25 protein-coding genes are annotated in these 24,898 nt (G+C 72.5%); 15 read left to right on the top strand and 10 right to left on the bottom strand.

The window, feature by feature from the left end:
- Positions 1-57: 57 nt before the first annotated feature.
- Positions 58-705, bottom strand: a complete 648-nt coding sequence (locus CP982_RS39650; RefSeq protein ID WP_150514923.1) for an MBL fold metallo-hydrolase — start codon at positions 703-705, stop codon at positions 58-60.
- A complete protein-coding gene (locus CP982_RS39645) occupies positions 705-1,790 on the bottom strand; it encodes an S-(hydroxymethyl)mycothiol dehydrogenase (protein ID WP_150514922.1) in 1,086 nt (361 codons plus the stop codon). Before CP982_RS39645 ends, CP982_RS39650 begins: the two co-directional genes overlap by 1 nt.
- 110 nt (positions 1,791-1,900) lie before the next feature.
- On the opposite strand from CP982_RS39645, the gene CP982_RS39640 reads away from it, so the two are divergent.
- Together CP982_RS39640 and CP982_RS39635 are read left to right on the top strand one after the other, a co-directional pair.
- On the top strand, positions 1,901-2,719 hold the full coding sequence (locus CP982_RS39640) for an ABC transporter permease (protein ID WP_150514921.1): 819 nt from the start codon (positions 1,901-1,903) through the stop codon (positions 2,717-2,719).
- A gap of 16 nt (positions 2,720-2,735) precedes the next feature.
- Positions 2,736-3,227, top strand: a complete 492-nt coding sequence (locus tag CP982_RS39635; protein ID WP_150514920.1) for a glutathione peroxidase — start codon at positions 2,736-2,738, stop codon at positions 3,225-3,227.
- A gap of 80 nt (positions 3,228-3,307) precedes the next feature.
- Here the strand turns inward: CP982_RS39635 and CP982_RS39630 are convergent, their stop codons facing one another.
- Positions 3,308-3,859 (bottom strand): DinB family protein, encoded by a 552-nt coding sequence (locus CP982_RS39630; RefSeq protein WP_150514919.1) that lies wholly within the window; start codon positions 3,857-3,859, stop codon positions 3,308-3,310.
- Between the two features lie 422 nt (positions 3,860-4,281).
- Between CP982_RS39630 and CP982_RS39625 the strand changes: the two genes are divergently transcribed.
- From CP982_RS39625 to CP982_RS39610, 4 genes are read left to right on the top strand one after another with little or no spacing between them, the layout of a single operon-like run.
- Positions 4,282-5,562, top strand: coding sequence for a hypothetical protein (locus CP982_RS39625; protein ID WP_150514918.1), 1,281 nt, complete (start codon positions 4,282-4,284; stop codon positions 5,560-5,562).
- Positions 5,559-6,443, top strand: a complete 885-nt coding sequence (locus CP982_RS39620) for a TRAFAC clade GTPase domain-containing protein (RefSeq protein ID WP_150514917.1) — start codon at positions 5,559-5,561, stop codon at positions 6,441-6,443. The genes CP982_RS39625 and CP982_RS39620 overlap by 4 nt, the downstream gene beginning before the upstream one ends.
- A gap of 36 nt (positions 6,444-6,479) precedes the next feature.
- A complete protein-coding gene (locus CP982_RS39615) occupies positions 6,480-7,526 on the top strand; it encodes a hypothetical protein (RefSeq protein WP_150514916.1) in 1,047 nt (348 codons plus the stop codon).
- Positions 7,519-8,634, top strand: coding sequence for a hypothetical protein (locus CP982_RS39610; protein WP_150514915.1), 1,116 nt, complete (start codon positions 7,519-7,521; stop codon positions 8,632-8,634). Before CP982_RS39615 ends, CP982_RS39610 begins: the two co-directional genes overlap by 8 nt.
- Positions 8,635-8,662: 28 nt before the next feature.
- Here the strand turns inward: CP982_RS39610 and CP982_RS39605 are convergent, their stop codons facing one another.
- Positions 8,663-10,036, bottom strand: a complete 1,374-nt coding sequence (locus CP982_RS39605) for an aspartate aminotransferase family protein (RefSeq protein ID WP_229879078.1) — start codon at positions 10,034-10,036, stop codon at positions 8,663-8,665.
- A 90-nt stretch (positions 10,037-10,126) separates the two neighbouring features.
- Between CP982_RS39605 and CP982_RS39600 the strand changes: the two genes are divergently transcribed.
- The 3 genes from CP982_RS39600 to CP982_RS39590 all read left to right on the top strand — a co-directional run bounded on the left by CP982_RS39600 (position 10,127) and on the right by CP982_RS39590 (position 12,696).
- Complete coding sequence (locus tag CP982_RS39600) at positions 10,127-11,080, top strand: LysR family transcriptional regulator (protein WP_212669210.1); 954 nt, start codon at positions 10,127-10,129, stop codon at positions 11,078-11,080.
- Between the two features lie 30 nt (positions 11,081-11,110).
- Positions 11,111-11,980: an AraC family transcriptional regulator gene (locus tag CP982_RS39595; protein WP_150514913.1), complete on the top strand. Its 870-nt coding sequence runs from the start codon at positions 11,111-11,113 to the stop codon at positions 11,978-11,980.
- Positions 11,981-12,090: 110 nt separating this feature from the next.
- On the top strand, positions 12,091-12,696 hold the full coding sequence (locus CP982_RS39590; protein ID WP_150514912.1) for a TIGR03086 family metal-binding protein: 606 nt from the start codon (positions 12,091-12,093) through the stop codon (positions 12,694-12,696).
- A 68-nt stretch (positions 12,697-12,764) separates the two neighbouring features.
- Here the strand turns inward: CP982_RS39590 and CP982_RS39585 are convergent, their stop codons facing one another.
- Positions 12,765-13,397, bottom strand: coding sequence for a GNAT family N-acetyltransferase (locus CP982_RS39585; RefSeq protein ID WP_150514911.1), 633 nt, complete (start codon positions 13,395-13,397; stop codon positions 12,765-12,767).
- Positions 13,398-13,649: 252 nt separating this feature from the next.
- On the opposite strand from CP982_RS39585, the gene CP982_RS39580 reads away from it, so the two are divergent.
- Positions 13,650-14,576 carry a S1 family peptidase gene (locus CP982_RS39580; protein WP_150514910.1) on the top strand — a complete coding sequence of 309 codons (927 nt, stop codon included), beginning with the start codon at positions 13,650-13,652 and terminating at the stop codon, positions 14,574-14,576.
- Positions 14,577-14,674: 98 nt separating this feature from the next.
- Here CP982_RS39580 and CP982_RS39575 read toward each other — a convergent pair whose 3' ends face one another.
- From CP982_RS39575 to CP982_RS39565, 3 genes are all read right to left on the bottom strand, one after another.
- Complete coding sequence (locus CP982_RS39575; protein ID WP_150514909.1) at positions 14,675-15,268, bottom strand: cupin domain-containing protein; 594 nt, start codon at positions 15,266-15,268, stop codon at positions 14,675-14,677.
- A gap of 56 nt (positions 15,269-15,324) precedes the next feature.
- The gene (locus CP982_RS39570) at positions 15,325-15,744 is read right to left on the bottom strand and encodes a peptidase inhibitor family I36 protein (protein ID WP_229879077.1); all 420 of its coding nucleotides are present in this window, start codon (positions 15,742-15,744) and stop codon (positions 15,325-15,327) included.
- 179 nt (positions 15,745-15,923) lie between these two features.
- Entirely contained in the window at positions 15,924-16,697 is a 774-nt protein-coding gene (locus tag CP982_RS39565) for an AraC family transcriptional regulator (RefSeq protein WP_150514908.1), read from the bottom strand.
- 146 nt (positions 16,698-16,843) lie between these two features.
- On the opposite strand from CP982_RS39565, the gene CP982_RS39560 reads away from it, so the two are divergent.
- From CP982_RS39560 to CP982_RS39545, 4 genes are all read left to right on the top strand, one after another.
- Entirely contained in the window at positions 16,844-18,028 is a 1,185-nt protein-coding gene (locus CP982_RS39560; protein WP_150515963.1) for an MFS transporter, read from the top strand.
- Between the two features lie 88 nt (positions 18,029-18,116).
- Positions 18,117-19,241, top strand: a complete 1,125-nt coding sequence (locus CP982_RS39555) for a carboxylate-amine ligase (RefSeq protein ID WP_150514907.1) — start codon at positions 18,117-18,119, stop codon at positions 19,239-19,241.
- A gap of 244 nt (positions 19,242-19,485) precedes the next feature.
- The gene (locus CP982_RS39550; protein WP_150514906.1) at positions 19,486-20,691 is read left to right on the top strand and encodes a D-alanyl-D-alanine carboxypeptidase family protein; all 1,206 of its coding nucleotides are present in this window, start codon (positions 19,486-19,488) and stop codon (positions 20,689-20,691) included.
- Positions 20,688-21,686, top strand: a complete 999-nt coding sequence (locus tag CP982_RS39545) for a Gfo/Idh/MocA family protein (RefSeq protein WP_150514905.1) — start codon at positions 20,688-20,690, stop codon at positions 21,684-21,686. Before CP982_RS39550 ends, CP982_RS39545 begins: the two co-directional genes overlap by 4 nt.
- Positions 21,687-21,741: 55 nt before the next feature.
- Here CP982_RS39545 and CP982_RS39540 read toward each other — a convergent pair whose 3' ends face one another.
- Together CP982_RS39540 and CP982_RS39535 are read right to left on the bottom strand one after the other, a co-directional pair.
- The gene (locus tag CP982_RS39540; protein WP_150514904.1) at positions 21,742-22,473 is read right to left on the bottom strand and encodes a siderophore-interacting protein; all 732 of its coding nucleotides are present in this window, start codon (positions 22,471-22,473) and stop codon (positions 21,742-21,744) included.
- Between the two features lie 119 nt (positions 22,474-22,592).
- Positions 22,593-23,006 (bottom strand): SsgA family sporulation/cell division regulator, encoded by a 414-nt coding sequence (locus tag CP982_RS39535; protein WP_150514903.1) that lies wholly within the window; start codon positions 23,004-23,006, stop codon positions 22,593-22,595.
- 179 nt (positions 23,007-23,185) lie between these two features.
- Between CP982_RS39535 and CP982_RS39530 the strand changes: the two genes are divergently transcribed.
- Positions 23,186-24,850 (top strand): sigma factor, encoded by a 1,665-nt coding sequence (locus CP982_RS39530; protein ID WP_150514902.1) that lies wholly within the window; start codon positions 23,186-23,188, stop codon positions 24,848-24,850.
- The last annotated feature ends 48 nt before the right edge of the window (positions 24,851-24,898 follow it).

Here is a 24,898-nt window from a genome sequence, read left to right as displayed (position 1 = left end):
GGAAAGGCCACCCGCGGGGCATTTCCGCAGGTGGCCTTCCAGGGGGTGACGCCGGACTCAGTGGCCGCGCGCGATCCACTCCCGCACGTGACCGGACTCCGAGCCGATCGTGGTGTCGTCGCCGTGGCCGGTGCGCACGACCGTCTCCGGCGGCAGCGTCAGGAGCCGCTCACGGATCGACTCGACGATCGTCGGGAAGTCACTGAAGGACCGGCCGGTGGCGCCCGGTCCGCCCGCGAACAGCGTGTCGCCGGTGAACACGGTGCCCAGACCCGGTGCGTACAGGCTGATGGCACCCCGACAGTGGCCCGGGGTGTGCAAGACCGTCAGGGTCGTCCCCGCGACGTCCAGTTCCTGGCCGTCGGCCAGCTCGCCGTCCGGCGCGCGGTCCGGGTGGGTGAGCTTCCACAGCTCCAGGTCGTCCGGGTGCAGCAGGACGGGAGCGCCGGTGCGGTCGGCAAGCGCGGGGGCGGCGTCGACGTGGTCGTCGTGGGCGTGGGTGCACACGATGGCGACGAGGCGCCGGTCGCCCACGGCCGCGGCGATGGCGTCGGCGTCGTGCGCGGCGTCGATGACCAGGACCTCGCGGTCGTCACCGACGAGCCACACGTTGTTGTCGACGTCCCAGGTACCGCCGTCGAGGGAGAACGTGCCGGAAGTGACGAGGTGTTCGACGCGGACGGGGCCCTCCGTCGCGGGGGCCATCAGAAGACCACCACCGAGCGCAGCACGTCGCCGTGGTGCATCCGCTCGAAGGCCTTCTCCACCTCGTCGAGCGCGATCGTCTCGGTCACGAACGCGTCGAGGTCGAGCCGCCCCTGCCGGTAGAGATCGATGAGCATGGGGAAGTCCCGCGCGGGCAGGCAGTCGCCGTACCAGCTCGACTTGAGCGCGCCGCCGCGCCCGAAGACGTCGAGCAGCGGCAGGTCGAGACGCATCTCCGGGGTGGGCACGCCCACCAGGACGACCGTGCCCGCCAGGTCGCGGGCGTAGAAGGCCTGCTCGTACGTCTCCGGGCGGCCGACGGCGTCGATGACGACGTCGGCGCCGAAGCCGCCGGTCAGCTCCCGGACGGCCTCGACCGGGTCGGTCGAGCGGGAGTTGACGGAGTGGGTCGCGCCGAGGCCGCGGGCGGTCTCCAGCTTCCGGTCGTCGATGTCGACGGCGATGATCTTCGCGGCTCCGGCGAGCCGGGCCCCGACGACGGCCGCGTTGCCGACCCCGCCGCAGCCGATGACGGCCACCGAATCGCCGCGGGTGACCCCGCCGGTGTTGATGGCGGCGCCGAGACCGGCCATCACACCGCAGCCGAGCAGACCGGCGGCGGCCGGGGACGCGGCCGGGTCGACCTTGGTGCACTGCCCGGCCGCGACGAGGGTCTTCTCGGCGAACGCGCCGATGCCGAGCGCGGGCGCCAGCTCGGTGCCGTCGGCGAGGGTCATCTTCTGCCGCGCGTTGTGCGTGTTGAAGCAGTACTGGGAGCGGCCCCGCCGACAGGCGCGGCACTGGCCGCACACGGCACGCCAGTTGAGGATCACGAAGTCGCCCGGCGCGACCTCGCTGACGCCGTCGCCCACCGACTCTACGACGCCCGCCGCCTCATGGCCGAGCAGGAACGGGAATTCGTCGTTGATGCCGCCTTCGCGATAGTGCAGGTCGGTGTGGCAGACACCGCACGCCTGGACCTTCACCACGGCTTCCCCAGGCCCCGGATCCGGCACGGTGATCGTCTCGATCCGTACCGGCTCGCCCTTCGCGCGTGCGATCACGCCCCGCACTTGCTGCGCCATGACTGGTCGCCCTTCTGTCGCTGCGTACGTCCGTCCGGCGCAATCGCCTCACCAGAGGACGAACGCGCCGGTAGGAAGGAGCCTACGGCCCCCGCGCCTAGGGTGTGCCTGTGCGTGTACTCGCTGCTCAGACGCTGCTGCCCGTGAACGTGACACTGGGTGTCGTCCTGCTGGTCCTGCTCCTGGCGGCGGCCTCGGCGGCGGCGGTGTTCCGGCTCTCGCCGGACGGGTCGCGCGGCAGGGCCCGGGAGATCGCCGTGGCCGGCGCACGGGCGACGGCGCAACTGGCCGTGGTCTCCTCGCTCATCGGCTGGGTGGTGCACCACACGGCGGCCCTGTTCGCGTTTCTGCTGCTCATGCTGGGCGTGGCCGCGCGCACAGCGGGGCGCCGCATCACGCCGAACGACACCTGGTGGTGGGCGGCGGTGCCCATCGCGACGCCCGTCGTGCCGGTGGTCGCCGTGCTCACCCTGACCGGGCTCGTCCCGGTGCGCGGCATCGCCATGGTCCCGGTGACCGGCATCCTCATCGGCGGCGCGCTCACCGCGACGGTGCTCGCAGGGCGCCGCGCCCTGGACGAACTTCACACCCGCTTCGGCGAGTTCGAGGCGGGCCTTGCCCTCGGTCTGCTCCCGCACGACGCCCGTCTGGAGGTCAGTCGTCCGGCCGCGTCCGACGCACTCCTTCCCGGGCTCGACCAGACCCGCACCGTCGGCCTGGTCACACTTCCCGGCGCGTTCGTCGGCATGCTGCTCGGCGGCGCCTCGCCCGTGCAGGCGGGCGCGGTGCAGCTGTTCGTCCTCATCGCCCTGATGGCGGTGCAGGCGATCGCCACGGCCGTCACCGTCGAGCTGGTCGCCCGTGGCAGGCTGCACCGCGACGGGCCGCCGGAGCCCGCCCGGCCCGGCTCCGCGCCCGGCCGGGCCTGAGCGTAGGCTCCGCAGCATGTCTGTCTACGACGCAGTAGAGATCGAGAGCCTCCAGGGCGGCCCCGCGAACCTGTCCCAGTACCTGGGCAAGGCCGTCCTGATCGTCAACGTCGCCTCCAAGTGCGGCCTCACCCCGCAGTACGCCGGCCTGGAGCGCCTCCAGGAGACGTACGCCGCCCGTGGCTTCACCGTCCTCGGGGTGCCGTGCAACCAGTTCATGGGCCAGGAGCCCGGCACGTCCGAGGAGATCGCCGAATTCTGCTCGGCGACGTACGGCGTGACGTTCCCCCTGACGGAGAAGGTGGACGTCAACGGCGCGGGGCGGCACCCGCTGTACCAGCACCTGGTGACGGAGGCGGACGCCGAGGGCCACACCGGCGACATCCGCTGGAACTTCGAGAAGTTCCTGGTCTCCGCCGACGGGACGGTCGCCGCCCGCTTCGCCCCGCAGACCGAGCCCGAGTCGGCCGAGGTCGTGGCGGCAGTCGAGGCGGCGCTGCCCGCCTGACGTCCGGGCCGCCGCGGCCGGTGGACACCTGCCGGGAGGCGGGTGTCCACCGGTCGCGGCGCGGGGACGGCGTCACGCGGTCACTGTCCGACCCTTCCGTCCACGCACTCCCGCAGCAGGTCGGCGTGCCCGCAGTGGCGGGCGTACTCCTCCACGCGGTGCACCAGCAGCTCCCGTATCGAGATGTTGTTTTTCCCCACGCGCGCGCCCAGGTCCGGGTACCGGGCAAGCGCCGCGTCGGTCTCCGCCTGCTCCCGCTCCAGGTCCGCGTACGCGGCGTCGACCACGGCCTGGTCGGCGACGGCCCCGTCGAAGTCCCCGTCACGCACGCCGTACAGCTTCGGCAGCGGATCGCCGAGCCAGCCGCGCCAGTCCCGCTCGACTTCGGCGAGGTGCCGCACCAGGCCGAGCAGCGACATCGTCGACGGCGGCACCGACCGGCGGGCCAGCTGCTCCGCGTCAAGACCCTCGCACTTCATCCGCAGAGTGATGCGGTAGTTCGTCAGGTAGTCCTGGAGGGTCGGGAGCTCGCCGTCCGGCGTGCCCCCGTTGTCGCGGGGGTCGTCGCCCGGGTCCGCCCACATGTCGGGGTAGACGGTCGCCTGGGTCCATCGGGAGGGTTGATCATTCATGGCCCCATGGTCGTCCGCGAGGTCCCGGACCCGCCAGTGAGTTTTGGCCGGGACTGGCCTTCCCCGGGCTCCGGCCGGGCAGGACGCGGTGCGGGGACGGCGGAGTGCGCCCTGGCCGTCGACGGTCCGACAGCCACCCGCCGAAGGACCTCAGCCGTCACACGAGCCTGCCGCACCACAAAGGGCATGCATTCCCTCACGGGGAATGGAAATGCCGCCACATTTCCATTGTTCGGGAAAGCGCGAGGCGATGCCGTAATCGCTTTCTGGCAGTAGCATCTCGGCTACACAATCGGCCGGTACGTTCAACTCGACGCTGGGGGGCGAACGGTTGAACGAATCAGGGTCTTGGGGGCCCTGAATGCGCTACGGCTGCCTGTCCGGGGGGACTCATGGGCGACATGATCGGCGCGGGAGACATCGTGAGCGCTGTCAGCAATGTGCTGGTGGCGGGGTTGCAGTACCGGCAGGCGGCCGACGATCGACGAGCCACCGCCGATGAACGCCGGGAAACGCAGGCGCACGAGGCGGAACTCGAACGCCTGCGCACGGAGAATCTCCGCGAGGAGGCTCAGCTCAATCAGCGATTGGCCCGGGAGGAGGCAGCGCACCAGGAAGCCGTACGCCGCAGCCGGGTCCAGGAGGAAATCGACCGGGACCACTACCCGTTCCACGGCCTTCCGGGAAGTTTCCGGGCCGACCTCGAACTCGAGTACCGAGATCTCTCACAGAAGCCGGTACTGGCCCTCCTGATGCCGGACACACGTCAGGATGGAACCCCCTGGCACGGGCTCCGCGCACGGGTGATGGGGGACCTTGGATCGTACGAGCGGCTGAATCTGCTCCGTGTGCGGCTCACCGACCGGCACTTCGCCTGGCCGCACGCCCGGCTCTACGCCAACGACCTCAAGGACCTTCCGGCGCTCGTCGTCGAGACCTCGCACGACCTGTACCGACTCCATGTGCGCATCGGCGGCTGTCACCTCAGCGGAGACCGGGGCGGCAGCCGCATCCAGGCCAGCCAGCAGGTCTACGTACTGCGGTTCCCCACCCTCTCCGCCTGGACGCCGGAGCGGATGGAGGTCCTCAACAGGACGGCGAGCGCGCGCCTGGCGTTCCCGCTGCCGACCCCGACCGACGACCAGCAGCTGATGGAGGTCAACCGCGAGCTGGCCAGCCGCATCGTGGCGCTCTGCGTCGTGGCTGCCATGGACGGCTTCCACCTGCTGCGCCAGCCCGTCTACGACGAACAGTTCGACCGGGCCGCCGAGGCCACCGGCCTGTGCGACGACGACTGGCCCGTCGACCTCGGCGTACCCGCGGACATCGCGGCCGACCCCGCGTACCACCTGCTGCACATCGCGGAGCGGCACCTCGTCCGGGGCGCGTCCCGGACGGCGCTCGACACCGTCACCGAGGTCATCGAGGTGTCCCGCTCGGCGCCCCTGGCCGACAAGCACCGGGACAAGGCACGCGAGTTGCTCGGGCGGTTGCCCGACTCCGGCGACACCCGAGCGCTGCTCGCCCGCCTGGACGCCCCGCCGCGGCCCGAGCCCGCTCCCCCGCGCCTTCCCGCCGATGCGCCGACCGTCTTGCGGCCGACGCGCCCCACGCCCGGTACGTACTCCCACGACCTGCACGACGAGCACGGGTACGACCCCAGCGGCGACCCCCTCGGCACGGGTGGCGGGACGGCGTCGTGAACATAGTGATGCTGGGGCACAGCCAGGCCGGCAAGACGACGTACATGGCGCTGATGTACAGCACGATGAACAACGGCCCGTACGGCTTCGAAGTGCTCTGCCAGGACCGGGCGCAGCACCAGCAGCTGCTCCTCGCGGCCCGGGCCGTACTGCGCGGGGACTATCCGCCGCCGACCGACCACCGGCAGGTCTACGAGCTGAAGTTGCGGCACGGCCCGAGCGACCTGGTCGACTTCCGCTGGCGCGACCACCGCGGCGGCGCGCTCACCGAACGGTCCACCTCCGGGCAGTCAGCCGAGCTGCGCCGCGACCTGCTCGCGGCGGACGCGCTCGTCGTCTTCGTCGACGCGTACGAACTGCTCACCTCGCCCAGGGGAGCCCGCAAGGTCAGGTCCCTCATGGCGCCGATCACGGCGGCCCTCGCCGACCGGACCACGTTCGCCCCCTTGGTCATCGCCCTGACCAAGTGCGATCTGCTCGGCGATGACGACGACGTCCGACGCTTCAACCAGGCCTTCGACCCGCTCATCAACGCCGTACAGCAGAGCCGCCACGTCTACGGCACGCTCATCGAGCTGGCCTGCGGACCACAGCCGCAGAACGTCGTCGGCCCGGTGCTCTTCTGCCTCTACTGGGCCATCGCGAAGCGCGCCGAGGAGCTCAACGGCCACATCGAGTCCGCCATGCGGCAGGCCGCCGCGTACCAGGCGCAGAACCACCTGGTGGGGCGCTGGCGTGCGGCCTGGCGCGGCGAGCCGCACCCGGGGTGGAGCGCCGCCGAGATGCTCAACCGGGCGCAGGCCCAGTACGCGCAGCTGCAACCGCTCATCGAGCCGGGCAAGCGGCTCGAGAACCTCCTGGGCGAACTACCACTGTTCTGAAGTCGAAACCCACGCGGCAGGACCGGGGGCCTCGCTATGAGTACCGACGACACCCACCAGATCACCGTCACCATGCTCGGGCCCAGCCTCTCGGGCAAGACGACCTTCCTGCTCGGGATGTACTCCGTCCTGTCGGCGGGCCTCAACAACTACTTCCTGCACGCCTGCGATCCGGATCAGGACCTCGACCTCTCCGAGGCCTGGGACGCGCTCATCGACGACGGGCTGCTGCCGCCGCCCAACGAGGCGGACCGGCTCAAGCCGTACTCGTTCGTGTTCCGGGAGCACTTCAACCCGCTGCTCTCCATCGACTGGCTGGACTACCGCGGCGGCGCCCTGGACGACCGGGTGCGCGGCGAGGACAGCGACACCTCGGCGCTCATCGCGCGGCTCGACCTGTCGGACGCGGTCTACCTGGTGCTCGACGGCAGGTATCTGCGGGATCCCGTGACGCCCCACACCGTGCGGCGGGTGCAGCGCGCCTCCAAGGCCCAGCGCATGACGTACCTCCTCCAGGAGTCGATGCGGAACAGGAGGAAGGCCGACCAGCCGCCGCCCGCCGTCGTCGTTCTGGTGACCAAGGCGGACCTGGTGGCGGAGGCGCGGTCCCCGGCCGAGCGCGCGGTCATCTGGGACCAACTGGTGGAGGACGTCACGAAGGTGCTGCCGGTCTGCTTCCAGCAGGGCGTCACCACCCTCGTCTGCCCGGTGATGCTGGGGCACTTCGGAGCCGAGGAGACCCAGCAGGTGGATCCGCAGACCGTCCGCCCCATGGGGCTGCACAAGCCGATCCTCTTCTCGCTCCTTCGGTATCTGGAGGAGATCCGTCTCGGCCTGCACCAGACGGAGTCGGACTTCCGCCAGGAGGTGAGTCGGCGCGAGCTGGCCGTCGCGAACCACCGTCCCACCTTCTGGCGCAAGGGCCGCCACCTTGAATACGTCGAGGCGGTGGTGGACGCTCGACAGCGGGTGGAGGAAGTCGCCCAGATGGCACGGCTGGCCCTCGAGTTCCACACGCGCGTCGCACGCGAGCTCAGGGGCCTTCCCGTCTTCAAGGACGGAGTGAAGATCAGCGATGTCTGAACCAGACGAGGCGCACCGGCCGAGGGAGTCCGGGGGGCGCCCGGACGCGGACGAGACCTCCCCGCGGGAAGAGGCCCGTCCCGGTGAAGGGGGTCCGTGGACTCCCGTGGTCTACGGCCGCACCAGGCGGGCCGACCGCTGGTGGCGGGCAGTCCCGAGGGACGTGGACCGGGAGTGGCTGGCCGCCGTGGTCACGGGGCTCACGGCGGGCGGCCGGGACCTGGACCAAGGGCCGCGGTTCCTGCTCGCGCAGAACCGCCGCAACAGGCTGGTCGGCGTCGCCTGTCGCGCCGCCGAGATCAGCACCTCCATGAACTCCGACGGCTCGCGCCCGCTGTACTGCTTCGTCGGCTGGTGCGCGCCGCTGGCCGGGGCCGCGGGCGGCGGTCCCGTCCTCGCCGAGCTCCAGGACCGCTACGTGCCCTGGGCCTCCCCGGTGTACGAGAAGTGGATGAGGGCGGACTGGGAGACCCACCCGAGCCGACTCCACCAGCCACACGAGCCGCCGCCGGGCCCGCCGCCGTGGGGGACGGCCCCGGCGAGGACAGCTCCCCTGCGTCCCGAGCCGGAGCACCCCCTGCACTGGCCGGCCGCGGACGCCGACATTCCCTGGCGCATCGCGAGGGACAGCGGGTCGCCCTGTGCGGTATCCCTCGGCTGGCGCCGGGCCCGGGACGCGCAGGCCTTGACGGGGGTCCGGTCCGACATCGCCGCCGACGACGTACGCGAGGTGGTGAAGGCCGGGCGTCCGGCCCCACCTCCCGCTCCGCCGTCGCGGCCGCCGCCCGCCTCTGCGTCGCCCGCCAAGCAGGCCGGCCCCCGCACGGGTGATGGCCCGTCAGGCGGCTCGTCCCCGGGTCGTCCCGGGAATCCTCCTGTCGTGCCCCGCGCCCTCCGGCCGTCGGCGGACGGCTCCGGGAAGCCGCCGGCCGTTCCACAGGATCCGCGGGTTCCGCGGAAGGAGGCGTCACCGGGCTGGTCTCCGCTGTCCAAGACCTGGGAATGGGGGCGGCGCAAGATGAAGCGCCTGGTCTCGCCCTCGGACGGGCAGGACACGGCCCAGGGACGACGCGGCGAAGGGCGGTCCGGACGGGGGCAGGGCGGCTGAGTCGGGTCTCACGGTGAAGGCGCAGGCCTCAGAGCTCCGCGCGGGCCTCGGCGATCGCCTGGTCGAGGATCGTCAGGCCGAGGGACAGCTCGTCCTCGGTGGCGGTCAGCGGCGGTGCCATCCGCAGGACCCCGCCCATGCCCGGCAGTTGGACGATGTTCATGTGCAGGCCCAGTTCGAGGCAGCGCCGGGTGACGTGCGCGCCCAGCTCGCTGGAGCTCCGCTTGCTCTCCCGGTCGACGACGAGTTCGAGCCCGGCCAGCAGGCCCCGGCCGCGGATGTCGCCGACGACCTCGTGCCGCTCGGCGATGTCCGTGAGGCCCTGGCGGAGGAACGCGCCGAGGCTCCGCGCCCGCTCGTCGAGCCTGTCGCGGACCAGGACGTCGAGGACGGTGTTGCCGACCGCGGCCACCAGCGGGTCGGCCACGTGCGTGGTGAAGAACAGATACCCGCGGTCGTACGCCTCCTGCTCGATCTCGGCGCTGGTGACCACGGCCGCGAGGGGGAGCCCGGCGCCGAGCGTCTTGGACAGCGTGAGGATGTCGGGCACGACGCCGTCGCGCTCGAACGCGTACCAGGTCCCCGTGCGGCACAGGCCGGTCTGGGCCTCGTCGAGGATCAGCAGCATGCCGCGTTCCCGGCACCTGTCGCGCAGGGCCGCGAAGTAGCCGGGCGGCGGCTCGATGATGCCGCCGGAGCTGAGGATCGGCTCGACGAGGCACGCGGCGAGGCTGCCGGTCGACTGGGCGTCGATCAGGTCGAAGGCGAAGTCCAGCTGGCGGCGCCAGTCGAGCGCGCCGTCGGCCGTGGTGAAGTCGGGGCGGTAGGCGTTCGGCACGGGAATGGCGAAGTTGCCCGGAGCGCCCGGGCCGTAGCCCTTGCGGCCCGCGCTGTACGTGGCGGAGGCGGCGGCCTGCGTCATGCCGTGCCAGGACCGCGCGAACGAGACGATCTCGTGCTTGCCGGTGACGAGCTTGGCCATCCGGACGGCGGCCTCGTTCGACTCGGCGCCGGTCGTCAGCAGGAGCGCCTTCTCCAGCGGCGCGGGCAGGCTCTCGGCGAGGCGCCGGGCGAGGTCGACGACCGGGCGGCTGAGCATGCCGCTGAAGAGGTGGTCGAGCGTCGCGATGCCCTGCTGGACGGTCGCGACGATCTCCGGGTGCGAGTGGCCGAGGATCGCGCTCATCTGCCCGGAGGTGAAGTCGAGGATCTTCCGGCCGTCCGCGGTGTACACGAAGCTGCCGGCGGCGCGGTCGATGATCTCGCGCGTGAACGTGCCGCCGTACCGGACCAGATGCCGGTCGGCATCGGCCCAGAAGGCCTCCGGCGACGACGGTGACGCCCGCCCGGGGACGGGGGCCAACGGAGCGGTGAGGGGCGGAGGGGTGTGCGAATCAGCCATGCGGCCGACGGTAGGCCGCCCCCGAGCGACACGTCCATCTCACAATTCCGGCTTTCCTGTTCGGCGGAACCGAACAACAATCGTGGGGTGATGAACCCCTGGAGACTGCGTCTGCTCACCCAGCTGGACACACTCGGCACCGTCCGGGCGGTCGCCCAAGCCGCCAATCTGAGCCCGTCGAGCGTGTCGCAGCAGCTCGCCGTGCTCGAATCCGAGACGCGCACGCAGCTCATCGAACGCACGGGGCGCCGGGTGCGCCTGACCTCCGCCGGGCTGATCCTGGCCCGGCGGGCCCGGGCGATCCTCGACCACATGGACAGCGTCGAGGCCGAGCTGCGCGGGTTCGGCGAGGAACCGGCCGGGCTCGTGCGCCTCGGGGTGTTCCAGAGCGCGATCCACACCATGGCCGTACCGGCGGTGACCCGGCTCGCTCGGGAGCATCCGCATCTGGACGTCGAGGTGCTCCAGCTGGAGCCGCACGAGAGCATGCCCGCGCTGCGGGGCGGCGACGCGGACCTCATCATCACGACCACGGACTTCGACGAACTGCCGCTGGGGCCCGACCTCGACCTCGTACCGCTGGCCACGGACTCGATCCTGCTCGTGGTGGATCCCGGGCATCCGGCGGCCGGGCGCGGCGCCGTGGACCTCGCGTCCCTCGCGGACGAGGCGTGGGCGTTCGACATGCCGCAGTCGTACATGGCGAACCTCGCGCTGCGCCTGTGCCGACAGGCACGGTTCGAGCCGCGGGTGGTGTGCCGGTTCAGCAACTACATGATGGCGCTCCAGCACGTCGAGGCGGGTCTGTCGATCGCGCTCCTTCCGGGCCTGGCGGTGGACCGCCGCTATCGCGTCGCCACCAGCGAACTCGCGACCCCCGTGACGCGTACCATCACGGCGGCGGTCCGCCGCGGCGCTCCGCCGCGCGCGGGGGTGCGCGCCGTTCTGGACGCGCTGCGACAGCCTCCGGACGCGTCCCTGCCCGCGGGCACCCGACCGCATCGGGCACAGGATGTCGGGTCGGGCGGGGTCGGTCCTTCCTAACGTGAGTGATCGAAAGGGAAGGAGATCCGCGTGCTGGAGCGGCTGAACCAGGCGATGGAGCACATCGAGGCGCACCTCGGCGAGCCGATCGAGGTGCGCGACCTCGCGCGCATCGCCATGACGTCGGAGTACCACTTCCGGCGGCTGTTCTCGGCGCTCGCGGGGGTCCCGTTGTCGGAGTACATCCGGCTGCGGCGGCTGTCCACGGCGGGTGCCGAGGTGCTCGCCGGTGAGCGGACGCTGCTCGACATCGCGGTGCGCCACGGCTACGGATCGGGCGAGGCGTTCGCGCGTGCGTTCCGCGCCGTCCACGGCGTGGGGCCGAGCGAGGCCCGCCGCACCGGAGCGGCGCTGCGCTCGCAGCCCCGGATGTCCTTCCGACTCATCGTCGAAGGGAGCAGCAGCATGCGCTATCGGATCGTGGACAAGGACGAGTTCCGCGTGGTGGGCAGGAAGGCCCGCGTCCCGCTCGTCCACGAAGGGGCCAATCCGGCGATCGCCGAGTTCATCCGGAGCATCGACGCCGAGACGCTGCGACGCGTCGCCGCACTGTCCGACCAGGAGCCGAAGGGGATCGTCGGGGTCAGCGACCAGCTCGACCCCGGCCGTGCCGAGGGGACCCAACTCGACTACTACCACGGGGTGGTGACGGGCGCGGAGGCGCCGGAGGACCTGGACGCCCTCGCCGTTCCCGCGGGAGCGTGGGCCGTCTTCGAGAACTCCGGTCCGTTCCCGCAGGCGCTCCAGCACCTGTGGCGGGACGTGTTCACGCAGTGGTTCCCGTCGAACCCGTACCGGAGCAGGCCAGGGCCGGAGATCCTGCGGGTGAACGTCTCCGAGGACCGGGCACGGGCGGACGCCAGGCTCTGGATTCCCGTGGAGCGGTCCGCTTCCGGCTGACGGGGCGCCTCGTGGTGGTGCGGGCGGGACCCGCCCGCACCACCACGAGTGATCACATCGGCGACCGATTCCCGCCGGACGCAAGGTCATCGGCGAGCCAGGCTGAGCACATGAACGACACGGACGACGCACTGCTCGGCTACTTCGACACCGCGGCCGACGGTTTCGGCGCCCGGCTCCGAGCGGTGCCGGACGCCTCCTGGGAGAACTCCACGCCCTGCTCCGCCTGGAACGTACGGCAGTTGGTCAAGCACATGATCCAGGGCAGCCGCGTCTACTCCGCGCTGCTGCGCGGCGGCGGCAGCGCGGAGTTCATGGCGAACCTGGACCAGGAGGACGCGCCCGGCGACGACCTGGTGGCCGTGTACCGGGAGGCGGTGGCCGAGTGCCGGGCCGCGTTCCACGCCACCGGCGCGCTGGACCGGGTCGTCGACTACCCGTTCGGTCCCGTGCCGGGCAGGCAGTTGCTCGGCCTGTACGTGGTGGACGCCGTCACGCACACCTGGGACCTCGCCCGCGCGGTACGGCTCGACGAACGACTCGACACCCGCGCGGTGCGCTGGGTCCTCGGCAACGTCGAGTGGATCTATCAGGACGTCAGCGAAAGCCCACTCGTGGACGGCGACCGCTACTACGGGCGGCCGCAGCGGACACCGACGCCGGACGCCGCGCCCGCACAGGACCGTCTCCTGCGCCTGATGGGGCGAACCCCGTAGGCCGCGTACCGGCTGCGAGCCGAGCGTGAACCGGCCGCGAACCGGCCGTGATCACCGACCCTTCCCGGTCACGGCCGGTAGATGCACGCCGCCAGTGGAGCGCTCTGCTTCCAGCCCAGCGTCCCGTACAGGGCGTGGCCGTCGTCGGTCGCGCCGAGGACGCCGAGGCCCGCGCCGCGCGCCAGCGCCTCGTCGGCGAGGACGCGCATCACGTGGCTGCCGAGGCCCCGTCGCCGGTGCGCCTCGTCCGTGACGACGCGGTCCACGACGGCGGCCTCACCGAGGACGGCCATCTGCCCCTGGGCGGCCGGTGCGCCCGTCTCGTCGCGCACGCGCACGAAGGTGACGCCGTCGCGCGTCTCCACCGAGGCGGTGTAGCCGTCCGGTACGGCCGGGTCCGTGGCCCGGAAGGACACGGACATCAGATGGCCGCACTCCTCCTTGTCGACCGTCCAGCCCTCGGGCAGCCAGGGCTCGACCTCCTCCGGCTCCCCGGGCACCTTGAGCCAGGTGTCCGGCACACGCACCGAGGCCGCCGCCGCGCGCACGACGGACTCGGTGGCGTACGGCAGTACATGGCGCCCCACTTGACCGGCGGTGCCCACGTCGAGGTAGATCCCCCACGGCCGCTCCACCGGCGGCGGCGTGCGCCGCGACACGGCCCAGCCGGCCGCCCAGGTCCTGACAAGTTCCGGAACCACACGGTCCTCCCGAAGTCGTCGCTCCTTGGCCTCGCCTGTGCGTCACACACGAGGATCGTACGATAAACAGTACGCCAGAGCAGAATATCGCTCAGCACGGAAGACTTGAAGTCCCTTGTGCAGCACGGAGGTTCCGCGGAGTCGGCCGTACATGGTCTTGTTCCTGGGGGTGGGGTGGCCCAAGAATGCGCATGACAAAGCTGGGGGGTCGGTCGACCCTCCGGTCACAGAGCCATCAGAGGGGACCCCCACATGAACAAGCCTCTCGTCGGTGCCGTCTTCACCACGCTGCTCCTCGGCGCGACGGCGATACCCGCGGCCGCCATCACCAACGAGGCGCCGACGGCCGACAAGCGCACGACAGCGACCAAGCCCGTGGCCGCGACCAAGGCCAAGGTCAACGCCAAGGCCGTCACCTACGCGGGCACCGTGGCGCTCAGCAACTGCTCCGGCTCCGTCGTGCGCGTGCCCAATTCCCAGCCCACCGACAAGGCGCTCGTCCTGTCCAACGGCCACTGCCTGGAGACCGGCTTCCCCGGCCCCGGCCAGGTCATCGTCAACCGTGCGTCCACCCGCAGCTTCACCCTCCTGAACGCCAGCGGCGGCAACGCGGGCACCGTGCGCGCCAGCAAGATCGCGTACGGCACGATGACCGACACCGACGTCTCGCTGTACGAACTCACCAGCACCTACCGCGACATCGAGACGCGCTACGGCATCAAGGCCCTCGACCTCGACGCCGCGCACCCGCAGGCGGGCCGGGCCATCACGGTCGCCTCCGGCTACTGGAAGCGCATGTACAAGTGCAACATCGACGGCTTCGCCTACCGGCTCAAGGAAGGCCGGTGGACCTGGAAGGACTCGGTCCGCTACACCCAGCCCTGCCAGGTCATCGGCGGGACCTCCGGCTCACCGGTGATCGACGACCAGACCGGCAAGGTCGTGGCCGTGAACAACACCATCAACGAGAGCGGCCAGCGCTGCACCGACAACAACCCGTGTGAAGTCGACGAGAACGGCAACGTCACCGTCCGCAACAGCATCGGGTACGCCCAGCAGACCTACATCGTGGTCCCCTGTGTCGGCGCCGGCAACAAGATCGACCTGAACCGTCCGGGCTGCACCCTGCCCAAGCCCGCGGCGGCCGCGAAGCACCGCACGCCCGCCGGCCGCAACTAGCAACCGGTAACCGGCAACCAGCAACCAGCAACCGGTCGAGACGGCGGGGCCGCGGCGGCAGTCGCTCCGTGGCCCCGCCTCAGACCAGAGGCCGAGGCTCAGTAGAGGCTGGAGAACAGCACGACGACCATCTGCGCGGGCTCGTCGCCGTCGTTGCGGAAGGTGTGCGGATGGCCTGCCGCCCACTGGATGCGGTCCCCCGCGCGCAGTTCGTGGTCGACGCCGTTGTAGCGGGCCACGAGCGTGCCGCGGGTGACCATCACCAGGTCGGTGCCCTCGTGCTGGAGGTCCTCGACCAGGCCGCTGTGCGGCGCGAAGTCCCCGGTGACGACCTGGTATCCGAGCTCGGGGGCGCGCAGCACTCGGTAGACGACTCCCGGGGCACGGTTCAGGGTCTCCTGTTCCTCCCTGGGGTACACCGAGGGCGTGGCGCGGCCCCGGGAGAAGCCGAGGAACGAGCCGACGTCGTGCCCGAAGACCTTGGCGAGGCGCCCGAGCCGCTCCAGGGCGATGTCGGTCTCGCCGCGCTCCAGGGAGGCGAGGAACGACACGGACAGGCCGCACTCCGCGGCCACCTGACGCAGCGACATGCCCCGCTGGGCGCGCAGCCGGTGCAGGACCTCGCCCGGGGGCGGAAAGCCCAGCTCGGGGTCCCTGGAGGACGTTCGGGTCGAGGGGTCCTGAGCAGCCATGACCGCATCCTAAGACCGCGGTCCCCCGCCGGGCCCGGGGGCCTGCGACCGAAGGCTCAGCCGTCCTCGCCGGGCGGCGTCCCGCAGCTCGGGCCGCCGGGCCCGTTGAACTGCACCGAGCTGAAGAAGTCCCGGTAGGTGGGGAAGAAGTTGCCCTTGCCGGTCGGCCCCGACGAGGTCACGGCCGTGCAGCCGGAGTAGGCCGTTTCCGACCAGAGGTAGATGGTCGACGGCGTCCGGTTCCAGTCCGACTTGGCGCGGTTGTCCATCTCTCCGAGGTCCGCGGTGTTCCCGTTGAGCTTGATCATGTCGCCGGTCCCGTCGAGACCCGAGAACATGCAGTAGAAGCCGTCGGGGCACCGGTCGTACCCGTCGGCCGCGTGGGCCGTGGACACCGGAGCCGCCGCGACGGCTGTGGCGGCCACCGCCACGCACAGCGCGGAGAGCCTCTTCCTCATCGCCTTCACCCTGGGCATGCCGATCCTCCGTCCTCGGGGCCCGCGCGTTCGCGGACTGCGGCCACCGGAACGGTGGCACGCGGGCCGTGGTGCCCCCAGGTTTGTTGATCTGCTCGGTGTGTCGCGATCCCCCACACGTGGGGCGTACGGAAGTCGGTACGGCGCGGGGAGCGCGCAGGGAAGCCGGTGCGCCCGGCTCAGGCACGCCGTTGGTGCGTGCCCGGCGTATAGCCGAACGACCGCCGGAAGACGTCGATGAACGCGCTCGTCGAGGACCAGCCGCAGCGGTGCGCCACCGCGGTGACGGGGACGCCGTCGCCGAGCATCCGCAGGGCGTGGTACAGCCGTGACTGGGTGCGCCACTGCGGGAAGGTCATGCCGAGCTCGGAGCGGAAGAGACGGCTGAGGGTGCGCTCGCCGACCCCGGTCGCGGCACCGAGCCGGGCGAGCGTGCGGGGGTCGGCGGGGTTGTCGTGGACGAGCGCGCAGACCGCCGCGAGGCGCGGGTCCGCGGGCGTGGGCAGCCGCACCGGCTGCTGCGGGGACGCGCGCAACTGGTCGCGCAGGACCGCGCGCAGCCGGTGGCGCTCCGGGCTTCCGCTCTTGGGGCCGCGGGCGTATTCGATGATCAGCTCGCGCAGCAGCGGGCTGACGGCGAGGACGGTCGGCTCGTCGAGGTGCAGCGGGTTGTCGTCGGCGGGCAGACCGACGAAGTACATCTCCAGGTGTCCGTACGCCCGGTGGGAGTGGACGGTGCCCGCGGGCACCCAGATGGCGCGGGTGCCGGGCGCGTACCACGTACCGGCGTCCGTGGTGACCGCGACGACCCCGGAGCCCGCGTAGGCGATCTGGTGGTCGTCGTGCCGGTGCGCGTCGATGCGGTCCCCCGGGGCGAGGACCCGGACGTGGGTCGGGGCCACGGGGGTGTAGCGGATGGGCTCCGGTTCCGGCGGGGGCGCGGCTTGCGGCATGGGCTCCACGGCTTCCCCGTATGGTGTGCGTCACGCTGGCGGGTAATCGTCAGACCTTGGCATTTTATCGGAAGCCCGACAGGGTGGGGCGGGGCGACGATCGGTCCGTGTCCAAGCCCTCGCCCCGCAACAGGCCCCTGACCCTGATGTCCCTCGGCCACACCTGTGTGGACGTCTACCAGGGAGCCGTGGCCGCCCTGGTCCCGTACTTCGTGTCCGAGCGGGCGTATACCTACGCCGCCGCCTCCGGCATCGTCCTCGCCGCGTCGCTGCTCTCGTCGGTGGTGCAACCGCTGTTCGGGGCGCTCACCGACCGGTGGGCGATGCCGTGGCTGCTTCCGGTGAGCACAGTGGTCGGCGGCGTCGGTGTCGCGCTCAGCGGCGTCTTCGACTCGTACGCCCTGACCTTGGTGGTGGTCGCCGTGTCCGGCATCGGTGTCGCCGCCTACCACCCGGAGGCCGCGCGCGTGGCGCGCGTCGCCAGCCGCGGCAGCCACACGGCGATGGGGTGGTTCTCCCTCGGCGGCAACATCGGTTTCGCCACGGCCCCGTTGCTCGTCGCGGCCGTCATCGCGACCGGCGGTCTGCGGGCCTCTCCGCTCCTCGTCGTGCCCGCCCTGGCCGGAGCGGCGCTGTGCGCGGCGGCGCTGCGCGAGGTCAAGGCGCCGCTCGCGGCCACGGCGGCGGCCGCCCGTGCGGCCAAGGGCACCGGCGCCGACGACTGGGCCTCGTTCCTGCGGCTCTCCGGCGCGATCGTGTGCCGCTCGATCGTGTTCGTCTGCCTGAGCGCGTTCATCGCGCTGTACGTGCGCGAGCGCGTCGGCGGCGGCGAAGTCGCCGGTACGGCCGGCCTGTTCGTGCTCTACATCGGCGGCGCCGTGGGCACGGTGATCGGCGGGCGGCTCGCCACCCGCTACAGCCGGGTCGCCGTCGTGCGGTGGTCGTACGCCTTGAGCGTGCTCGCCGTCGCCGGTGTCGTGTTCGTCCCCGGACCGCTGCTCTATGGGTGCGTGGCGCTCACATCGGCGGGTCTGTACGTGCCCTTCTCCCTGCACGTCACCCTCGGCCAGGACTACCTGCCGAGCCGCGTCGGCACCGCCAGCGGGGTCACGCTCGGCCTGACCGTCAGCGTCGGCGGCGTGGCCAGCCCCCTCATCGGCTCCCTCGCCGACGCCACCTCGCTGCGCACCGCCCTGGCCCCGCTGATCGTCCTTCCCGCCATCGGCTGGCTCCTGCTGCGGCCACTGCGCGAACCGGCCGAGCCCGAACGCCCCGCTCCGGTACCGGTCGAGGAGCCCCCTCGTGCTGACACGGTTCGAGGACGCCGGTGAGGTACTGGCCGGGGCCTTCAAGACGCACGGCGTAATTGGCGATATTCCGTCAGATCCGGATTTTCCTCCGGGTGTCACCATGGCCCCTATGGGAAACCCCGGGGACACGGCAGGGTCGGCGGCGACCGTCACGGTGGGGGTCGAGGAGGAGTATCTGCTGGTCGACCCGGTCACCCGGGAGCTGAGCCCCAGCGCCGACAAGGTCGTGGCGGAGGCCGCCGGTGAACTCAAGGACCGGGTCACCACCGAAATCACGCGCTACCAGGTCGAAGGACGCACCGACCCGCACACCGACCTGGCCGAGCTCGCCGTCCAGATCCGGTCCACGCGCGGAGGCATCGCGCGGGCCGCGGCCCGGCAGGGGCTGCGCGTCATCTCCAGCGGCACACCGGTCCTCGGGCACCCCGTGCCACCGGCCTTCACCAGCACGCCGCGCTATGTGAAGAGCCTCGCGCAGTTCCGCGCCCTCGACTACGAGCAGAGCACCTGCGCCTGCCACATCCACGTCGGGATCCCCGATCTGCCGACCGCGTTGCGTGTGAGCAACCACCTGCGGCCGTGGCTGCCCGCGCTCGTGTCCCTGGCGGCCAACTCGCCCTACTGGTACGGCGAGGACACCGGGTACGCGAGCTGGCGCACCTTGGTCTGGGGGCGCTGGCCGGTCTCGGGGCCGCCGCCGTACTTCGAGTCCCAGAGCCACTTCGAGGACCTCGTGGAGGACCTGATCGCCACCGACACCCTCCTGGACCGGGGCGGCTTGTACTGGGACATCCGGCCCTCGCACCACGTGCCCACGGTGGAGGTCCGGGTCGCGGACGCGGCCTCCACCGTGAGCGACGTGGTGCTGCTGGCCGGGGTCGTCAGGGCCCTGGCCTGCGCCGCGCTCCAGGCCATCGAGGCCGGGGTGCCCCCGCTGCGCCCGCCGCCGGAGATGCTGCGGGCCGCCTGCTGGCGGGCCGCGCGCGACGGGCTCGGCGGGGACGGCATCGACCTGTCCACCAGGCGCCTCTCGCCCGCGGCCACACAGGCCGCGCGCCTCCTGAGCCGGGCACGGCCCGCCCTCGAACACCACGGCGACCTCCCACTGGTGCGCGCCGCCTGGTCCCGCCTGCGGGCCGACGGCGGCGGCGCCGAACGCCAGCGGGCGGCGTACCGGCGGCGCGGCAGCCCCGTGGACGTCATCGACCACCTCATCTCCAGCGTCGAGACCTGACCCCGCCCGCGGCGCCCGGTGCTGTCCGCCCGCCGCGACTTCGGTCGTCCCACCGTCGGCTTCCGGCCGCGGCATGAGGGCTGGGGCGCGCGCGACACGTGTGCGGCACGTGTGCGGCGCCCTCGCCCTCACCGGCCTCGCGCGGGCCGTGCGCACCGCCCGACTGGCGGAGTTCGAGCGCCCGACGACCCCGGCCGGGCCAAGCCGATCTGCGTGGTCCCGAGGCCGCTCCTACGGTGGCTGAATGACCATCAGATTTCTGTCGCCCGCCCTGCGCCGCTCTCTTTTCCGCACGTCGGCCCTCACCACCGGGGCGTTGGTCTGCCTCACGGGCACCGCCGCGTGCGCGGAGCCCACGCCGCCCGTGCGGCAGCCCGCCTACACCTCGTCGCTGCTCGACCGGCCCGGCACCCAGGTGCGGCCCGGGTCCGCCGCCCCGCCGCTGCCCGGCGTCTCGGCCCTGTCCTGGGTGGTGGCCGACGCGCGCACGGGCGAAGTGCTCGCCGCCCGCGACGCGCACCGCAGGCTGCCGCCCGCCTCCACGCTCAAGTCGCTGTTCGCCCTGGCGGCCCTTCCCCGGCTGCACCCGGACACACGGCACACGGTCACCGACGCCGAACTCGCCCGCGTCGGCGGCGGCAGCAGCCTGGTGGGGGTCTCGGCGGGCCGCAGCTACCGCGTGTCCGACCTGTGGCGCGGCGTGTTCCTCAGCTCCGGCAACGACGCCGTGCACGTGCTCACCGCCATGAACGGCGGCATGGACCGCACCGTCAGGCAGATGCGCGCCAAGGCCCGGGCGCTCGGCGCCCGCGACACGCACGTCGTCTCGCCGGACGGCTACGACGCCGCGGGCCAGGTCTCCTCCGCCTACGACCTGGCGGTGTTCGGCAGGGCGGGCCTCGCGGACCCGCAGTTCGCGCGCTACTGCTCGACGACGGTCGCCTCCTTCCCCGCGGGCGGCTGGTCGTATCCGATCCAGAACACCAACCGGCTGCTCACCGGCGCGGGCGGCGTCGCCCGCTACCCCGGTCTGATCGGCGTCAAGAACGGTTACACCAGCAGGGCCGGGAACACCCTCATCGCCGCCGCCCACCGGGGCGCGCGCACGCTCGTGGTGACGGTGATGAACCCCCAGAACGGCGGCTACGCCGTGTACGAGGAGGCCAGACGGCTGCTCGACTGGGGCTTCGCGGCGGCGGGCCGGGTGCGCCCCGTCGGCTCGCTGGTGCCCGCGAAGCCCCGCACGGCGCCCGACAGGGCCCGGCACGCCGCCGCGGCGGCCCCCGCGTTCGCGCCGTCCACGGAGTCCGACGACGACTCCGCCTGGCCCGCCCTCGTCCTGGTCGGGGCGGGTGCGGCGGTGCTGCTCGCCGGGTGCGTGGTGATCGTGCGGCGGCGTGCGGCTACGGTGACCCGACGGTCGGGCGCGGGAGGGGAGTTCGTGGAGTGAGTGAGCCGCTGGGGGTGGCCGTTCTGGGCGCGGGCCACATGGGTGCCGATCATGTGCGCCGTCTCGCGCGGACGGCCGGGGCGCGGGTGGCGGCCGTCGCGGATCCGGACACGGGGCGGGCCGAGCAGGCGGCGGCCGGGCTCGACGGCGTGCGCGTGCACGCCGAGGCCCTCGCCGCCCTCCACCAGCCCGACGTGCGGGCCGTGTTGGTGGCGTCCCCGGACGCCACCCACGAGGAGGCGCTGCTCGCGGCCGTCGCGCGCGGCCTGCCCGTCCTGTGCGAGAAGCCCCTCGCGCCGGATCCCGGGGCGGCGCTGCGGGTTGTCGAGGCGGAGGCACGGGCCGGGCGCGCCCTGATCCAGGTGGGGTTCATGCGCCGCTACGACACCGCGTACCGGCGGCTGAAGGCGCTGCTCGACGCCGATGAGCTGGGCAGGTCGCTGATGCTGCACTGCCGGCACCGCAATGTGTCCTCTCCCCCGCACTTCACCTCTTCGATGCTCATCAGCAGTTCGGTGTCCCATGAGATCGACGCGGCGCGCTGGCTGCTCGGCCAGGAGATCACGGCGGTGACCGTGGCCCGGCCCCGGCCGTCGTCCGGGGCGCCCGCCGGGCTGCTCGACCCGCAGCTCGTGCTGTTCGAGACGGACGGCGGCGTGCTGGTCGACGTCGAGGTCTTCGTCAACTGCGGCTTCGGCTACGAGGTGACGTGCGAGGCGGTCTGCGAGCGGGGCACCGCCCGCGTCGGCGACGAGCCCGCGATGGTCGTGCGCTCCAAGGGCGGCGCGCGCCGGGAGATCGCCCAGGACTACCTGGTGCGTTTCGCCGACGCCTACGACCGTGAGGTCCGGGCCTGGGTGCGGGCGGCGCGCGCGGGGCGGACGGCGGGCCCCGGCGCCTGGGACGGATACGCGGCTGCGGCCGTCGCCGAGGCCGGGGTGCGGGCGCTGGACTCCGGGGAGCGGGTCACCGTGGAGCTGGCCGAGCGGCCCTGAGCCCGCCCTCGGGTCGGATGCCCCGCACTCACCGCGCCGCCGTGTGCCGTCGCCGTCAGCCGCGCCCCGGCCGCCAGTAGCCGAGCGCGTGGACCCGGTCCTTGGGCAGCCCCAGTTCCTTGCGTACGTACGCGGTCAGGGCGCGGGTGGTCGTCGTGTCACAGGTGATCCAGGCGTAGGCGTCGGGCGCGTCCTCGACGGCGGCGGCGAGACCCGCCTTGGCCTGCTTCACCAGTTCCGCGCCGGAGGCCTGCCGGTCGATCCAGTGCACCTCGTGCAGCGCCGGGTCGACGCCCAGCGGCAGTTCGCGGTCCGAGGCGTGCTGCGTCTCGAACCAGATCGTCGCGGGGATGCCCGGCATCGACTCCAGGAGGGAGTTCACCGCGGGCAGCGCGGCCGTGTCGCCCACGACGAGCAGCCGCGACGGCTCCGGCTGCGGCAGGTCGAAGCCGGTGCCCTGCACGGTCGCCTCGATCGTGTCACCCGGTCCCGCCTTGCGCGCCCACTCGCTCGCGCAGCCGTCGTGCAGCGCGAACTCCAGGCTGAACGTGCCCTTTTCGGGGTCCGGGTCGACGAGGGTGTAGGCGCGCTGATGCGGTTTGCCCGCGTTGTCGAACCACAGCCGCACCCACATCGTGGGGTGCACACCGGTCTGCGCGAGCATGCCGCCGTCGGTGACGTGCAGACGACGGTAGTGATCCGTCACGTCCTCGGCACCGGTCACCGTGAACCGGAAGTCCTTGCCTCGGAACAGCTTGAGGACGACGCCTTCCCAGCCGTGGCCCACCCCGGTCTCCTCCCCTGAGATCCTGAAACGCCCGTTTCACGTGGAACATGCGAAACCTACGGACGCACGTGATCGAGTTAGGCTAGCCTAACCTATATTCAAGGGGCGGGTGCGCCGGTTCAGACTCCGCCGAGGAGCTCCGTCAGACCGCGGTCCAGATCGAGCCCCACCTCCTCGCCCTCCGCGGCCACGACGGCGTACGTACGCATCAGGAAGCGCCGCAGCGCACCCCGGTCGAACTGCACGAGCGCGAGGCCGTGCGGCGCGTGGAACTCCAGGACGGTACGCGCGCGGCCGCATGGCCAGACGTGCACGTCACCCGTGCCCGCCGGGGCGTCCAGCCCCTCCTCCAGCAGGCGGCGGGCGAAGACCCAGGTGACCTCTGCGCCGTCCAGGGACACCTCGGGCGGGAAGGCGACCTGCACCGCGAGCGGATCGCTCGCGGCGTAGCTCAGCGCCACGGGGATCGGACGCTCACGGCCCTCGGGGGTGATCAGGCGGGCACGGGCGGACTGCTCAAGCGTGACGGCCATGGTCGGGCTCCACTTCTGCCGGTTCCTTACCCCTACGACCCAGTGACAGGTGCCCGCATTACGGAAGTGCATGAAGAGCCCGCTGTGACCTGCGTCACCTATCCCTGATATGTCCGACATTTCTCACCTAGTCTTTCGACCTCATCCACACCTCCGCAGTGGGACAGGAGTGTCCTGTCATGTCCGACGTCCCTGCCGACGTCCCCTCTGACGTCCCCGCCGTCGTTCCGTCCGAGCCCGCCACGGACGCGTCCGGAGCCGTCACCGCCGCTTACGCGCGCGTCTACGAGGCCGAGCACCCGCGTCTGGTGGCGTACGCCCGCTCCCTGACCGGCAACGCCTGGGTCGCCGACGACCTGGTCGCCGAGGCGCACTTCCGTGTCTGGCGGCGCCTGGCCGCGGGGCACGAGATCGAGAACGTGGCGGCGTACCTCATGACGACCGTGCGGCACCTCGCGGTGTCGGTGGGGCAGGCCGCCGCGAAGGAGACCCCGCACGATCCGCAGGCCCTCTGGGCGCCCGAGGTCATCGACGTCACCACTGTGGCCGACGGCGTGGGCGACCCGGCGGCGCGGGTGTCGTCCGTCGACCTGCTGACGCGCGTCCTCGGCCAGCTGCCCGAGCGCTGGGTGAAGGCGCTGTGGCTCGCCGAGGCCGAGGGGCAGCCGCTCGACGCGATCGGCCGGAGCATCGGCGCGGGCCGCGGCGCCACGGCGGTGCTGCTGCACCGGGCCCGCGAGGGCATGCGCCAGGCCTTCCTGCGCGCGCACCCCGGTACGCCCGAGAGCCCGGCCTGCGAGACCCACTGGGACCGCATGCCCGCGCACATACGCGGCGAGGCCTCGCCGCGGCAGTCCGAGACGCTGGTCGCCCATCTCGGCGGCTGCTCCGACTGCCGGGCCCGTCTCGCCCTCCTGACCAGCGCCAACCACCGGCTGCCCGCGCTCGTCGGGCCCGCTCTGCTCGTGTTCGTCCTCGGCGGCGCGGGCAAGTTCCTGGTGCCGCTCGCGGCCGGAGCAGGCGCCGGGGCCGCCGCCTCCACCGGCGGGGGCACGTCCGGCTCCGGCGGGCTGCTGCACGGCCTGCGGCACGCCCTCACCGCGGGTGGGAAGCTTCCCGCGGCCGTGGTCGGGGCCGTCGGCACCACGGTGGCCGGAGCGGCCGTCGCGGCGGGCCTCGTCCTGAGCGGCACGGGTCACTCAGCGGACCCCGCCCGCGCCGTGACGGCGGAGAGCGGCGTGGCCTCCCGTCCGGTGGAGGCGCCGGGTGAGGCACCGGAGTCAGCGCCGGACGTCGCCGCGCCGGAGCCGCGGCCGGGCACGGCGGCGGAGCCGCGGCCCGAGGCTCCGGCGGTTCCCCCGGCTCCCGAGGCTCCGGTGGTTCCGGTGGCGCCCCCGGCTCCCCCCGCCCCCGTGGCTCCCGTGGCTCCCGTGGCTCCCGTGGCTCCTCAGCCTCAGGCCGAGCAGCCCGCTGAGCAGCCTGCCGACCCGCCTGTCGAGCAGCCGCAGAACCCGGCCCCCGTACAGCCCGAGCAGACACAACCTGCCCCGCCCATCTCACCAGTCCCGCCCGTGACGCCACCGGAACCGCCTCGCCCGCCGGAGCCGACGCCCACGCCCACGCTCCCACCCACCCCCACGCCGAGCCCGGCACCGACGGAACCCCCGGCACCGTCCCCCACACCGACCCCGACGCCCACCCCGCCTCCGGAACCCACGCCCACCCCGACGCCGGTGGAGCCCACCCTTCCCCCCGACCCGACGCCGACGCCGACCCCGCCGCCCACCACGGGCCCGGTCTGCGACCACTGGGTCGGTCCCCTCTTCATCTGCCGCGGCTCCTGACGGAGCCGACAGCACGGACGGGCGGACACACGCCGGCGGGAGCCGGTC

Origin of the sequence: Streptomyces spectabilis (assembly GCF_008704795.1) — a bacterium.
GTDB classification, from domain to species: domain Bacteria; phylum Actinomycetota; class Actinomycetes; order Streptomycetales; family Streptomycetaceae; genus Streptomyces; species Streptomyces spectabilis.
The sequence above is the reverse complement of the archived record's forward strand: the minus strand, read 5'-3'. Positions and strand labels throughout refer to the sequence as shown.